At 50.3% G+C, this 14,720-nt stretch carries 13 protein-coding genes; 4 read left to right on the top strand and 9 right to left on the bottom strand.

Translation table 11 applies throughout. The annotated features are described in order from the left end of the window. Positions 1–202: 202 nt before the first annotated feature. Positions 203–964, top strand: coding sequence for a DeoR/GlpR family DNA-binding transcription regulator (locus ACETK5_RS23645; RefSeq protein ID WP_071221931.1), 762 nt, complete (start codon positions 203–205; stop codon positions 962–964). 771 nt (positions 965–1,735) lie between these two features. On the opposite strand, the gene ACETK5_RS23640 is transcribed toward ACETK5_RS23645, so the two are convergent. After that, positions 1,736–2,770 carry a lytic polysaccharide monooxygenase gene (locus ACETK5_RS23640; RefSeq protein ID WP_100540124.1) on the bottom strand — a complete coding sequence of 345 codons (1,035 nt, stop codon included), beginning with the start codon at positions 2,768–2,770 and terminating at the stop codon, positions 1,736–1,738. A gap of 381 nt (positions 2,771–3,151) precedes the next feature. Further along, a complete protein-coding gene (locus ACETK5_RS23635) occupies positions 3,152–3,451 on the bottom strand; it encodes a hypothetical protein (protein ID WP_036638865.1) in 300 nt (99 codons plus the stop codon). 204 nt (positions 3,452–3,655) lie between these two features. Here ACETK5_RS23635 and ACETK5_RS23630 point away from each other — a divergent pair, with 204 nt between their 5' ends. From ACETK5_RS23630 to ACETK5_RS23620, 3 genes are all read left to right on the top strand, one after another. Further along, entirely contained in the window at positions 3,656–5,071 is a 1,416-nt protein-coding gene (locus tag ACETK5_RS23630; RefSeq protein WP_326112032.1) for an NAD-dependent malic enzyme, read from the top strand. Continuing rightward, positions 5,064–5,669 (top strand): class I SAM-dependent methyltransferase, encoded by a 606-nt coding sequence (locus ACETK5_RS23625; protein ID WP_394058197.1) that lies wholly within the window; start codon positions 5,064–5,066, stop codon positions 5,667–5,669. The genes ACETK5_RS23630 and ACETK5_RS23625 overlap by 8 nt, the downstream gene beginning before the upstream one ends. A gap of 72 nt (positions 5,670–5,741) precedes the next feature. After that, entirely contained in the window at positions 5,742–6,257 is a 516-nt protein-coding gene (locus ACETK5_RS23620; RefSeq protein WP_100540121.1) for a DinB family protein, read from the top strand. A gap of 237 nt (positions 6,258–6,494) precedes the next feature. Here the strand turns inward: ACETK5_RS23620 and ACETK5_RS23615 are convergent, their stop codons facing one another. The 7 genes from ACETK5_RS23615 to ACETK5_RS23585 form a co-directional block, all read right to left on the bottom strand. Next, entirely contained in the window at positions 6,495–8,069 is a 1,575-nt protein-coding gene (locus tag ACETK5_RS23615; protein WP_394058195.1) for a sigma-70 family RNA polymerase sigma factor, read from the bottom strand. A gap of 130 nt (positions 8,070–8,199) precedes the next feature. Continuing rightward, complete coding sequence (locus ACETK5_RS23610) at positions 8,200–9,624, bottom strand: alanine/glycine:cation symporter family protein (protein WP_394058193.1); 1,425 nt, start codon at positions 9,622–9,624, stop codon at positions 8,200–8,202. Positions 9,625–9,933: 309 nt separating this feature from the next. Beyond that, a complete protein-coding gene (locus ACETK5_RS23605; protein WP_100540118.1) occupies positions 9,934–10,704 on the bottom strand; it encodes a MerR family transcriptional regulator in 771 nt (256 codons plus the stop codon). Positions 10,705–10,862: 158 nt separating this feature from the next. Continuing rightward, positions 10,863–11,636, bottom strand: a complete 774-nt coding sequence (locus ACETK5_RS23600) for a hypothetical protein (RefSeq protein WP_394058190.1) — start codon at positions 11,634–11,636, stop codon at positions 10,863–10,865. Positions 11,637–11,865: 229 nt separating this feature from the next. Then, entirely contained in the window at positions 11,866–12,534 is a 669-nt protein-coding gene (locus ACETK5_RS23595) for a hypothetical protein (protein WP_394058188.1), read from the bottom strand. A gap of 292 nt (positions 12,535–12,826) precedes the next feature. Continuing rightward, positions 12,827–14,011, bottom strand: coding sequence for an acyl-CoA dehydrogenase family protein (locus ACETK5_RS23590; protein ID WP_207797523.1), 1,185 nt, complete (start codon positions 14,009–14,011; stop codon positions 12,827–12,829). A 117-nt stretch (positions 14,012–14,128) separates the two neighbouring features. Beyond that, positions 14,129–14,632 (bottom strand): GNAT family N-acetyltransferase, encoded by a 504-nt coding sequence (locus tag ACETK5_RS23585; protein WP_394058348.1) that lies wholly within the window; start codon positions 14,630–14,632, stop codon positions 14,129–14,131. Positions 14,633–14,720 lie beyond the last annotated feature (88 nt).

Genomic DNA, 14,720 nt, shown 5'->3' with positions numbered 1-14,720 from the left:
TGTGCAATATTAGGAGAGTGTTAGACCTTCGTACGGATTGTGTAAATTCGCTTCGCATCAAGGGATTTAACATGGCATTAACATAATGGGAGTACACTAGATAGACATGGAGTCCTTAAGCATAAAAGAGCAAAAGTGCGCATTGTATGTACAAACGCACCTCTACAGCTCATTGTCCATTTAGGAAGGGAGAAATTATCGATTGCTGGCACATGAACGAAAGAAAAGGATCATTGATTATGTAAGACAATACCGAACGGCAACGGTTGCTGCGCTGGCATCGGAATTCGGTGTTCACACAGCCACCATCCGCCGCGATCTGGCAGAGATTGAGCAGGAAGGCGCTTTGAAACGCACGCATGGCGGGGTCATCATGGAACAATGGACGCATAACGAGCCATCCTTTAATGAGCGAACCAACTTTCACCGGGACGAGAAAATACGCATCGGTCAGCTCGCGGCTTCGCTTGTGGAAGACGGGGAGAATATCATCATCGATTCGGGAACAACCACCCTTCATATTGCTACGCATCTTGTGCACCGCTCGGACATTACGGTGATTACGAACGATATGAATGTCGCTGTTGAACTTCGTGATGCTCCGGGCATCAAAGTCATTCTGACCGGCGGGGAGCTGTACCCCTCAAGCTATATGTTAAACGGCATGTTTACCGACCATGTGCTGAAATCCCTGCACGTCGAGAAAGCGTTCATCGGTACCCCTGCCCTGCATCCTCAGCATGGGCTCATGCACCCGGAAGCGCTGCTCGTCCCGGCCAAGCAGAACATGATACAGGCCGCCGGCGAAATTGTCGTTGTCACCGACCACAGCAAAATCGGCAAGCTGTCTCTGCACACGGTCGCTCCCAACAGCGCGATACATACCCTTGTCACCGGCACGGAGGCTTCCGACTCGGATATCAAGCCGTTTCAGGAACGGGGCATTACCGTGTACAGGGTTTGAGGCTTGCACACCTTGTATACCTTGGCGTACCTTGGCATACTCCTTGCAGAAAACACAATAGGCACCCCTAGGGGTGCCCAGATCAAGCTGCTGCTTGCCGGCAGCTTGATTATTTATATTCCACTGCTATGTTTACCATCCAAACTCGCTCTTTTTTCGCGATCCCCACTTAGAACCAAAAAAGCAATAAGCAGAAATTCACTGAACGTCCATACATACGATCGCCATGTCATTCAATACGTCAAAACTCAACGGTCGACAGCCAATCCAAGCATGCCCCGGACCACGCAACGTGCGCACAGGGAGCACAGTGCGCACGATGTACTTGTTCTTTGGTATAAGGACTTCCTAACGGACTCAGAATACCTTATTTCATAGAAAACAACCCTTTTAATAACTTTAGCGGACCCAGCGGACCTTATTTTCTGTTTTAATTGCTATTTGCTCCCGTAATTCTCGTAATAGCGGATCTGGAGTCCGGTACTTTGTAAATAATCGGGTTATGATCTTAAATAACGGAACTAGAGTCCGTTAAAGTTGAAGAAACCATGAAATCATCGAATGAAGAACACCTTACAGTCAGTGAGCCCCAATATTTCGATTGGTAATTCCAGGAGCCACCAGGGTCAATGCGTAGCCGACGGAAGCTATTTCCTCTACGCTTATTAATGGAAGTAACCAAAGAAAGATTCCCCGACTCTCTCATTCCCTGCCCGGCTGCTAAAAAAAGATCCGGCAGTCATTAGACGCCGGATCCTCTCACACTATCGATTAAGGGATGACCTTCCAAACTTCGGCAGATCCAGGAGTTTCGCCTTGAGTCCACCATCTTGCTTCATAGTTCACGCCGTTGTAGCTGACTTTGCTGCCACCCAAGTAAACGGCTGTTGCGCTCCATGCCGGATAGGTCGTTGAGCTTCCGGATGTTGACACCGTAAGCGGGGCGGATGCCGATGATTTGCTGCCCGTGCTGCTTACAGCTACCACAGTATACGTATAAGACGTTCCTTCGGCTAACCCCGTATTGGTATAGGAGGTGGTAGTGGATGTACCCACAAGGGATCCGTTACGGTAGATTTCGTAACTGGAAGCACCTGTGGAGGCTGCCCATGCCAAGGAAACGCTGTTGTTGGTTTGGGATGGGGAAGTAAGTCCTGTCGGTGCCGGTACGCCTGGGTTCGGAGTTCCGCCGCCGCCAAAGTCCACATCGATGACATTATAGAAAGCGTTCGCTGTGTCAGCTACTTCCCATACTGCCAGAATGACATGGTAACCGGATTTAGCAGGAACGTTACAAGTGGAAGCATAGTTTGTCGGAGGTTTTACACCGCCGTAGTCAATGGAGCAGAAAGGCGTCAGATCAAACGAAGCTCTGCTCAGCGGAGCATTTTGATTCCAGCCGTCTTTCGTAATGTAGTATTTCCAGCTTGCCGTTGCATGGTTGGCTGTCAAATGCCATTGGAACGTTGTGGTTCCCGGGGAAATGCTCACTTTGCTCCAACGAGTTGCGGATTGCTCATCAAGTTTAGGGAACGCGCCGCCTGCACTGGCGATTTTGCCATCGGCCGGGCCTGCGTTCGGCCAGCCTTTAGGAGCTTCCAAGCTTTGAGGCTCATACACGATTGCGCCGCAATCGGTATTTTGCCCCTGCTTACACAGAATGGCGCGGCTGCCTGGAGAATCGACATATCCGTGGGCAAAAGCCTTATCTGCAAATAAAACCATGAATAAGGTCATCACTACCATCGTGGAACCGGCAATGATTAGATGCTTGAGCCAAGCTTTGTTCGGCAAACTTAAAGTCATACAATTAATCCTCCTTTAATATAAAAGATAATAATTGAAGCGTTTACATAACCTCCGGCTGCTCAGGCCACCTCCCTTTCTTTGATACAGTAGCTGCCCTCTTAACTTGACTGAAACTTGACTGAACTTGGAAATCTTGCTCAACCATCGTCCAAGCTTTACCAGTACTATCATTATTTTAAAGCATCTGAAAGCCGTATCCCATAACACTAATCAACGATTTGTTACACATTTCAATGAAATTGGATAATTATGTAACCTGAAATGTTATGAAAACACTCGGAAATTGCAGAAAAAAAATCACAAAAAAAGCATGCCTCCCCTGGGGGAATCATGCTTTTATCCATGTTTTTCTATCCGTCCAGACCGCGCAGCTGACTCCTATTCCACGCCGTCCTTAAAATGCTTCTTGTAATGTTTATCCCCTTTGTGCTCCAAATCCTCAATCGTAAGCTCCAGGGTATGCACAATTTGTTCCTTGACCTGATTCAAGGTGTCAAAATAAACATTTTCCTCCGTCCCCACAATACGTGTACCACTGAGTGCCTGAACGGCCTGGTAGACCCGGTGCTGTTCGGCCAAATCATCAACGGCTTTCAACGTATGTTTCATCTGAAGAAACAGGTCTTTATGATGCTGGGTCGTTAAACGCTTTTCAAGCTCCTCGATTCTGGCATTCATGGCAGCTCTCTCCTTCACAATAAGATGCTTTCGATTATACTCCGTAGCCTTCGCATTTCCAATAAATTCTTCCTATATATATCACAGTTTCTTTGCAATGAAACAGGAAATTGACCACTGCTCAGCGAACTATGATAACGTTAACATTTTGCACAGTTACATACACTTAGAAGGACGAAATCGATCAAACATTTGGAGGTAGCAATGGAAAACAACGGACTCGGAGGAAAAAGCATTATCCTCAGACTAGAGATGAATACACAGGAAATCAAATTCGGTCAAGTTGCATCCGCCATATTTGAAGCCGGGGGAGACATGGTCGCCATCGACGTCATTCAGGCGAGCGGCCACATTACCGTACGCGATATTACCATCACGGTCACGGACAGCGTGGATATCGGTAAAATTACAAATTCAGTAAAAAATCTAAAAGGCGTCCGGCTCGTCAACGTTTCGGACCGTACCTTCCTGCTGCATCTCGGCGGCAAGATCGAAACCCAGCCCAAAATTCCAATCCAAAACCGCGATGACCTGTCGCGCGTCTATACGCCAGATGTTGCCCGCGTATGTGCAGCCATCCAAGAGGACCCGAAAAAAGCCTTTACGCTTACCATTAAAAGAAATACGGTGGCCGTCATCTCGGACGGAAGCGCCGTGCTCGGTTTGGGCAACATCGGTCCTTATGCGGCCATGCCAGTCATGGAAGGAAAGTCGATGCTCTTCAAACAGTTTGCGGGCGTAGACTCCTTCCCGATCTGCCTGGATACCCAGGATACAGAAGAGATTATTGCCTGCATCAAAGCAATGGCTCCGGCTTTTGGCGGCATTAACCTGGAGGATATCTCCTCCCCGCGCTGCTTCGAGATCGAACAACGACTGCGGGATGAGCTGGATATTCCTGTGTTTCACGATGACCAGCACGGCACGGCGGTCGTTCTGTATGCGGCACTGATCAATGCGCTGAAAATTGTCGGGAAATCCATCGATACAGTTAGGATCGTGGTATGCGGAATCGGAGCTGCAGGCGTAGCATGCAGCAAAATCCTCCTGTCGGCCGGTGTCAAAGACATCATTGGCGTAGACCGTGAAGGTGCACTGGTTGCCGGAAAAACTTACAACAATAGTATGTGGCAATGGTACGCAGAGCATACGAATCCGAATAAGGTTGAAGGTTCCTTGCGCGAAGTGATCCAAGGTGCCGACGTATTCATCGGCCTCTCTGCCGGCGGCCTGCTTCGTCGTGAGGATGTACAGGCCATGGCTAAAGATCCGATCGTGTTTGCAATGGCAAACCCTACGCCGGAGATTAAACCGGAAGAGGTTGAGGATATTGTAGGCGTCATTGCAACCGGACGTTCGGATTATCCGAACCAGATTAATAACGTCCTCTGCTTCCCTGGTATTTTCCGAGCGGCCCTGGACTGCCGAGCGACCACGATTAATGAGGAGATGAAGCTGGCTGCAGCCGAAGCCATTGCATCCGCTGTATCGGATGAGGAACGCAACCCGTCGTATATTATTCCAAGCGTATTTAACCAGAACGTCGTAAAAGCCATTCGTGAGCTTGTCGTGAAAGCGGCGGTCAAAACCGGCGTTGCCCGGAGAATCCCGCGTGAATAAAGAATCCCTCATTCGGAAGTTCAATAAGCAGGCAGCGATATATGAAAGAAACACCAGACAGCGCAGGCTCGGTAAGTGGAGACAGCGGCTGCTTCAGGATGTAGAGGGTAACGTGCTTGAAGTAGCTGTCGGCGCAGGCGCGAACTTCCCCTTTTATCAACGCGACAAGGTGAACGTCACGGCTGTCGATTTCAGTCCCGAGATGTTAAACCGTGCGCGGCGTATGGCCTCCGAGCTTGGCATTCGGGCCAATTTCCTGGAACGGGATATCGAAACGCTGGAGCTGCCGGAACGTTCCTATGATTGCGTTGTATCCACCCTGTCGCTATGCGGTTATGAAGATCCGGTCAAAGCTTTGAATAAAATCAACCGCTGGGCCAAGCCTGGCGGCCGCGTTTATTTACTGGAGCATGGCATGAGCACGAACCGATTCCTTGGCGCCATGCAGCACCTGATCAACCCCGCAGGACGGCGGATATCCGGCTGTCATTTTAATAGGGACATGATCCATATCGCGAATGCCTCGGAACTGAATATCGTGAAGACGGAACGTTACTGGAACGGCATCGTCCATCTGATCTGGGCGCAAGCAACCTGATCATTCATTCATTTTGACCTGTCGGCATATTTTTAACATAAGCTCTTATTAATTGATCTGGAGGAACTTGTTATGAATACAAGGCCCGATTCTAATGAATACTTACCCCTCGCCGAAAAATACGTCTCTCTTGTCCCCGAAGGCCATATTGCCGAGGTTTTGCAGCGACAGCATGATGAAACGCTAAGATCGCTCAGCGATCTGACGGAAGAACAAGCGAATGTTCGCTATGCGGAAGGGAAATGGAGTCTAAAACAGGTGGTTGGACACATCGCCGATGTAGAGCGCTTATGGAATTACCGTATTCTCTACATCGCGCGTGGAGATGCCCGTGAATTTTCGGGGTATGACCGGGAGATTTTTGTCCAGAACTCTCCCTTCAGCCATCTTCCGTTACGGGAAGCCCTTAAGGATTATGCAGCCGTCAGGCAGTCTACCATTACGCTGGTTGGAAGCTTGACGGAGGAAGCACTGCTGCGTCAGGGCACATTCAACAATTACCCGCTCTCCGCCCGGGCGGCCGCCTATGTCATTGCAGGGCATGAGCTTCATCACCTGAATATTCTACGGGATAAATATTTAACTTAGTTTATGAAGAAGGCTTAGCGGCATGGTAGTATTGCTTATTCTTAACAAAAGGGGGGCCCAAAAAGATCTTAGATCTGACGGGATCCCCCCTTTTTCTGTTAGGAGACGCTCCGTGTACGAATCGTTTCGTCCCATCACTGTTGCTTGTATAGAATCGTTTCGTCCTCTCCGCTACCGTTGTGCGACCCACCAGCTCCTTCTTGTTTGGTTATACAAAGGGAGGCAGCGCAAGCTGTCTTAACTCCAATTCCATACCTCGATCCGGCCCAAACGGAATCCCCAGAATTCCGACTCCTCCTTCAGCTTCTCCAGCTCCCGTACAGGTCCCGTAACGGTTGCTCCATAAACTTGAACTCCATTTTTCTTCAAGTAGGCCAGCCGGTGTTTGTCATCATCCACACCGTTATATTTGATATTGTTGGTCATCCATTCAACGTCGGCGATCAGCTGCTCAGAATGTTCAGACATTTTGCCAAGATCTTCATTCGTAAAATAGAGCTGCCACATAGAAAGCCGATTGTCTTCCTCGTATCCATACATTGGCAGTAAGGTTAAGTGCGGAACATAATAGTCAGTTCCCCCGCCAATGCTATGAGGCACATCGAAACTTTTAAGTTCTCCTGCATATACGGGCATTCCCGTCACTCCAAGGTCATAACCGTCTAGCATCTTTAATAACTCTTCAGGGGACATCAGTGTATTCGTCGAAAAGGACAACTCAGCGACGTTCCCATCTTCGATCTTGCCTAATTGTTCTAGATCACTTTCCTCGCGATGCCTGTCTTTCAACGATTTATCCAGCATGACGGTAGTTGGTAAGATGAAAGCAGCCTGGCCGTGATTATTCAGATATGCTCCCGTATTCACGATGGAATACGTCAACTTACCGGACAAAGTCTGTTCTGCCTGAATCTCCCCCGTGATAACCTGCCATTTGCCAACATCCCGGTACAATTTGAGCGTAGTTTTTTGGGTCAAAAAGGGAGTAACCTCAATCATTGGATGAGCCGGTTTTTCTACTCGAACCCCATTCTCATTCAGTTCGACAACCGTAATAATGGATCTGATAAATTTGCCTCTAACCTCTGAAGTATCGAAATAGATATGGATGGCGGAAATATAGACCGTGTAGGCTATCCATATCAATACGACTGCTCCAACCGCATTCGTCAAAAATTTCACCCGCGTCCGCCAGACCATCCGGTTAAACTTCTTCTCGCTCCACTCTGGTATCTGATCGTCGAAATCGCCTTCGCGAAGGACATCACTTTCTTGTTCTTCTTGGTCATTGCGCATATCTTCTACCACTCCCCTTCCTCTCGCGCCATCTCCGTCCTGAAGCGTTCCCTTGCCCGGTACAGTGTAATCTTGATTTGATCCAGACTCATATCGAGAATCTCCCGCTAGCTCACGGTACGATAAACCATTCATCTCCCTCAAGAGCAAAATCGTCCGGTAGTGCTCCGGCAGCCTGCCCAAGACCTTGGCTACCAGCATCTTCTGTTCACCTGCACGAAGCGCTTCTTCTGGGGTCGGATATGTATTGTCAGCACTTTGCCTCTCGATCTCTCTTCGCATCTGAATCTCACCACGTCGCTTGCGATACCAATCAATGTACAAATGACGTGCGACCTTATACAACCATGCCCTAGCATAGTCCCTATGCTCAGTCTTCATCGACACCATGGCCCTGTAAAAGGTCTCCTGGACCAGTTCCTCTGCAATTTCCTTGGACCCGCTCATTCGGTGTAAATAGAGATATAGAGAGGATTGATACTTTTTGAACAACTCTGCGTACAAATCACTCCGCATCCATCTCCTCTCTCCCTTCTCATTTAGACAACGGTTTGATCCCGCAAATGTTACGGTAAAATAAGAAAAATCGTTACAGCAGCTAAAGACACGCAGCTACCGTAACGATCCCATATCATGATATTCTATATTATTGCACTTCAGAGGACGGGTTGTTTTGTCCGTCCCAGCACTCCACATCTTGAAGCCCTTTGATGCTGTCTTTAGTGAAGACAGGATCAAGACCAGCCCGCTTCTGCTTCAAGTAGTCATTCAGCGCGGCAAAGGCTGTTCGGGAAAGCAGCGTGATCGCCACAAGATTCACAATCACCATCAATCCCATGAACAGGTCGGCCAAATCCCAAACCAGCTTCACGCTGGTAACCGAGCCGAAGATGACCATAGCCAGCACGGAAGCCCGATAGACCCATACCCACGCCCGATTCGACTTCAAAAATTCGATATTGGTTTCCCCGTAGTAATAATTGCCGATCAGCGTGCTGAACGCAAACAAGAAGACCATAATCGCCAGGAAGTCGGAAGCCCATGCCCCCATCTCCATGCCCAGCGCAGCCTGGGTCAGGGCGATTCCATCAAGTCCGGTCTGCTGATAAGCACCGGTAAAAAGAATAATGAAGGCGGTGCTTGTACATATGACCAGCGTATCGATCAGTACGCCCAGCGCCTGCACCAGCCCTTGCTTCGCAGGATGGCTTGTTGTTGCGGTAGCTGCCGCGTTAGGCGCGCTCCCCATGCCGGCTTCGTTGGAGAACAGTCCTCTTTTGATCCCATTCATGAGGGCGGCACCGATTGATCCGCCAACGACCTGCTCATAGCCGAACGCGCTTTTGACGATGAGCGCAAAAACCTCCGGCAGCTTGGTGATGTTGGCTAGTACGATAAACAGCGCGGCACCGACATACACCACAGCCAATACAACAACGATCAGCTCCGACATTTTGGCAATTCGCTTCACGCCGCCAAAGATGATCACCGCGAAGATCACCGCCATCATAATTCCGATGGTTAAACGATCGGTACCGAATGAATTCTCGAAGGCAATCGTAATCGTGTTGGATTGGACCGCATTAAAGACAAGACCGAAGGACAAGGTGATCAGGATCGCAAACAACACGCCCATCCACCGTTTCTTTAATCCTTGCTGCATGTAATAAGCGGGACCGCCGCGGTAACCACCCGCCCCATCTTTTACTTTATAGATCTGGGCCAGCGTACTCTCGATAAAGCTGGATGCCGAACCGATAAGCGCAATGATCCACATCCAGAATACGGCACCAGGTCCCCCAAGCGAGATGGCCAGAGCAACCCCGGTTATATTCCCTGTCCCGACACGGGCAGCCATACTAATGGCAAATGCCTGAAAAGGCGAAATGCTGCCCTTTGCTTTACTTTTGGGTTCGCGAATCACCCGGAACATCTCGCCGATCAAGCGAAACTGCAGAAACTTGGTCCCCACCGTGAAATACAGGCCAACGGCAATCAGCAATACGATAAGCAGCTTAGACCATAAAAATTCATTAAAAATATTCACTACATGCTGTACAATTTGATCCATACTCTACCCTCGCTATATAAGTCATCACCCATGGTGTAGGTTTTTGTGTATAATAGTCCACGTTTCATCTAACCATTACTTCCCCTTCGGAAACAAGAGGTTAATTGTGGTAATTGGAGGACATGGTTTCGACGGGGACCCTCCGCCCGAAAGTCGAGACGATTGTTTAGGTACTCTCCTACTCGGCAGCAGGGTGAGCAGAGCATGGATCCCCAAGGGATACCATATAAAAAAGACCCTCTCCTCCGCGGGTTTAGCACAGGGAAAGGGTCTTGTCAGTATGGCAGGCGGCTGCTTCAACTTGCCTTACTATGATGAAGGATTCGCGCCCGTGTAGATTAGAATCGCATCGCGGAGGAACACTGCCGTTCCGGGCTGCTTCTCATCGTAATGGGCGGTAAAACGCTCATCGTCAACGTACATCTGAGCGAGGCCTGCGTGGGCCTCTTTACTGTAATCGTTCCAATAATAGGTGAGCCAGCGCTTGTGAAGATCGGCCGCCTTCTGAGCCAGCTCACTGGCAGGATCGCCTTGCTTAAACGCTTCAGCCAGCGTCTTGTACAGTTCATCAGTCAGACGCGTTACTTCCTCATGCTGCTCTTGCGTCATGTTTTTCAGCTTGGCATTGGATTTATTTACAGTCTCTTCGCCATACTTCTCGCGAATTTCCTTACCGTATTTCTTCTCATTATCATCAATCAGCTTCTGCTTGAATCCTTCGAATTTCTCTTGGTCACTCATGGTTTTTCTCCCTTCGGCGGAGGCGATCGTGTTCTCCACATTGGTAATCAGCAAATCCAATTGCCTTCTTTTGTCTAGGAGCTGGGCATGGTGTTCCTGGAGCGCCTTGGTCCGGTTGAAGGATGGCGAGGTCAGAATCTCCTTGATCCCGTCCAATTGAAGACCGAGCTCCCGGTAAAACAAGATCTGCTGCAATTGATTGACCTCCTCCTGCCCATAGATCCGATATCCTGACGAGTTGATTCTGGCCGGCTTCAGAATGCCAATCTCATCGTAATAACGGAGCGTCCGTGTGCTTATTCCCGCCAACTTTCCAAGCTTTTGCACCGTGTATTCCATGGTTTCACCTCCTGACAACATCAATGTACACCTTCACGTAACGTTAAGGTCAACACTTTGTGCAAAAAAAATTATAAATTTCTTAAATACAAAAAAAGAAACTGAATGTATTCTTAACAGAATATCATCCAGTCTCCCCAGCGATCCAATTCAGAATGTTATTTCGCTTCCTCTGTCGTATTCGCCGCTGCTGCTGCGGATTTATCAGCGTCCGTATGCTTCTCGTTAATCCACTGCTTCAAGGGCTCGGTCATTTGATCCTTCAGCTTCTGAACCAATTGATCCTCCGAAATCCCCTTCGTGGCAGCTATCTCGGCTAGCGACTTCCCTTCTTGCATTTCCGCCTTCAGCTCGTTCTCCGATAATCCGAGCAAAGCTGCGATTTCCTCCGGATTCCCGAATTGGCCGAAACCTCGGCCGCCTTTTCCATGACCTTTTCCAAAACCGGCTTCGCTGCTCTCCACGATTTGTGTAAGGCGCGCGCTCAGAGCCTCTTTCCACTCGGCTGCTTCGGTTTCCGTCATGCTGCCTTCACTCAGACGTTCATCGATCTTGGCGGTTTCCAGCTCGGTCAGCCTCTGGACAAACACGGATTGGGTCATTCCCTTGCCTTCGGCAATTTCGGCAAACGTGCTGCCCGCTTCAAGCGCCGTCCGGATTTCGGCCTCCGTGAGCCCAAGGATCTCGGCCGTCTCTTTGACGATATTGCCGCCGCGAGGGCCGCCCGCCTTATAATCCATCCACTTTCCATCTCGGTTCTTCACTGCATCCGCAGCTGATGAGTCTGTCCCCGTCTGTCCATCCTCCGATACGGAGGTTGAAGCGTCCGTGCTCGCTGCTGCAAAAACCTTGTTCTGAAGGTACCCGGCTCCTCCCAGCACAATCGCTGCCGCCATGCTGCTTACCAATACTTTTTTACTTATCGGATTCATCGTCATCTCTCCTTTTAGGGTCAGGGTTTGTCTTACAATTTGAAGTATAGAGAGGGAATCTGAAAGTAAACTTAAGGGAATGTTATGCCTGGCTTAGGCTAAGCTGAAGGTTTGCTGAATGCCAAAAGACGCGCTGCTCCCTGTGCGCACGGTGGGTGGCCTGGGGTATGCTTGGAGACGCGAAATACCGCGTTCACCTCGGAGCGTAAACGCGGCTTGCATCCATTCTCTATCGAAAAGACAACGTGCGGGCGGAGGCCAGCTTGCGAACCGTCAGCCACAGGGATATAAGAAGCAGCAGCTCGAATACGTTCGTGGCAGCCGAGCTTTCGATCGGAATCGGGATGGCGCTCCCGGCTGCCATCAGCACCGTGCCGATGAACAGCAGCGGCGTCTTGTTCCTCCGCCATACGATAATGCCTGCCGTCAGCAGCGGGATCAGAATCAGGATGACCATGAGCGGCGGCCCCCCGGATTCGGTCGAAACGTAACGAAGCGCTCCGTATTCCATAGAGGGCTGGAGCTTGAGCTGCAGCGTCTCCGTCACCACTTCGAGCACGATGAGGGCCGCGGTGAAAAGCCAGGCTCCCCATGCGGCGGCCAGCTTGTTGGCCCAAGGGCTTCCGGCCTTGCGTATCAGATCGAACGACACGAGCACAAGCAGCGGCGTTGCCATCGCATGCACCCAGAAACGCGCAACGTTTAGCCTCTCCAGCAGGTCTCCCTCCCCGATATATTTCCCGATCCCGATCACGCCGTTATCCCAGACCAGTCCGGCAGTTACGATCAGAAGCAAGTACCGAAGGCCCGGTGACGCATCCCGCTTCAGCAGCACACAACCATACAGAAACAGCACGGCATAGATAACGGCCAAGCCGAAATACAGCACAGAATCCATGGTTCATATCTCCTTTCATCTTAACTCCTCATGATCGGATCTGATCGACCCTTGCAGCACGTACTGATAGGTTTTATACCCGTTAGCCCGCCATCCTAACCTAAGTGTATGTATATGAAACAGGTCGCTGAAGATGCGGGGGATTTTGTAATGGAGCCGCGAAAGGAATGTCCGGTGCGTAAAGCGCAAAAAACCGCCGGAGCCAGCTCTCCAGCGGTTTCTATCCGTAAATCCCTGCGGTTCAACAAGTGATCCATTCTCTCGAGCAATCAGATTGAGAAGCCTGCTTCCCCTACTCCTCCGCTTCCGAAATGGCCCGACGGGCAAGATTCGTCAGCACGACATCGTCCATCGGCGGATTATGAAGACCCGCACGAACATCCCTGTACATTCGTTCCAACGGGAGCGTCCGGGAGAGACTTAATCCTCCGACGATCCGCATAGCATGATCAACAATCCGGACCGCTGCATTGGTCACAACATACTTGGCAAGACCCAGCTCAGGCTTAAGCGCAGCGCGGTTCTCCACTTCCTTGTCCCAGCGGTCGGCGGTTTGATACAAATAACTGCGGGCCGTAAGCAGGTCCACTTCGATTTCGGCGATATGTCTTTGGATATTCGGCAATTCGGCAATGGGGACCGTCAAGGAGTTCGGTTTATGATGACGGGCAAAATCGATGGCAAAATTGCGCGCGGCATAAGCAATCCCCATATAACATGCCGGTATGTGAAGCAGAATGCCTTCCGTTGGCACGGGAAACTCAGGCTTCTCGTAATCGAGTCCCCGAATGACTTCCGTCTCCGGCACGAAGACGTCCTCCAGGATCACGTCATGGCTTCCCGTTGCCCGCATGCCCATCGTATTCCAGGTTTCCTCGACCCTGACCCCGGGTCCGCTGCGCACAAGGAATGCACCGACCTTCTCGCTATGCTCGATACCAGCCGTAACCACAAATTGCTTCAAGATCGGGCTTAACGTGCTGAAAGTTTTGCGCCCGGTAATGCGCCAGCCGCCAGGCACCCGCCGTGCCGTGGTCTCCGGCCTTCCGCCCCGGCTGGGACTCCCTGTCGCAGGTTCGCTTGCCAGTTCATTAATGACCACACCTTCGGCCACAACATCCTTGCAGAGTCTCTCAAATAACGGCTCCGGCCAAGCTCCTGATAGGCGCAGCTGGAGTATTTGCCCGATATGCCAACCGACCGCAAGCGCCGTAGAGCCGTCGCCTCTGGCGAGTCTTTCCTGGGCAAGCACCATTTCGTATACGGATGCTTCTTCTCCTCCAAAGGATGCCGGTACGGTCAGCTTCAGATAGCCCGACTCCTTCAGGTCATCAAAATTCTCGAACGGAAACGATCCCTCCAAATCGTGCCGTGGAGCTCTTTCTGCGAATTTTGCCCCAAGCGTATCGGCCCGAGCTGCGATCATGGCTTCGCGTTCATTACGTATGAATGGATCTGTGGAACCGGATCGATTCAAGTTTGTCCCCTCCTTGCTAACCCTTGTATTCCGATGGATATATACTTAAAATTGTAGCAACCCTATTTTGGGGTGTCAATGAAGGGGATCACCGATCACCGATCGCCGCTCCCCGCTTTAGTTCGGATATATCCAGTGTATGAATTCCGAATCCTCATGACTCTTCCGGAATCCCAGTTTAAGCAAAACATGCTGAGAAGCCGCATTCCCAGGTTCGCATCTGGCGATGATGGATTTGACGTCCCGCTGACGCGAAGCCCAATCCAATAGTTTTTGCGCCGCTTCATGACAGTACCCTTGCCGCTGATGGCTTGGATTGGTGGCAAAGCCGATTTCGATTCTGCCCTCCGGATCAGGCTCTCCCAGGAATCCGATGCCGCCGACAATATCGCGCGTGGCCTTGTCTACCATAATCCATGAATCAAAGCCCCGCGTACCCTTATTCTTGACCAACAACTCCCGGAAAAAAGGCAATGCCTCATAAAAGTCGGTGCCCGGCCATTCACCGTTACTGTGGTATCCTAAATCCTCGAATGCCTTCGGATCCCGGCGCGATGCCGCGTCAATCAAATCCAAATCCAATGTTCTAAGCAGCATACGTTTTGTTTCCAGTTCCATGATGTGTTCACCTGTCCTTCTCAAGATTTTGATTATTTCTATTAGAAAACATAAAAAGACGGAAAATGAACTCGCGTCATTCTCCGCCTCT

Origin of the sequence: Paenibacillus ilasis (genome assembly GCF_043195395.1) — a bacterium.
In the GTDB taxonomy this organism is placed as follows: domain Bacteria; phylum Bacillota; class Bacilli; order Paenibacillales; family Paenibacillaceae; genus Paenibacillus_AQ; species Paenibacillus_AQ lautus.
The sequence above is the reverse complement of the archived record's forward strand: the minus strand, read 5'-3'. Positions and strand labels throughout refer to the sequence as shown.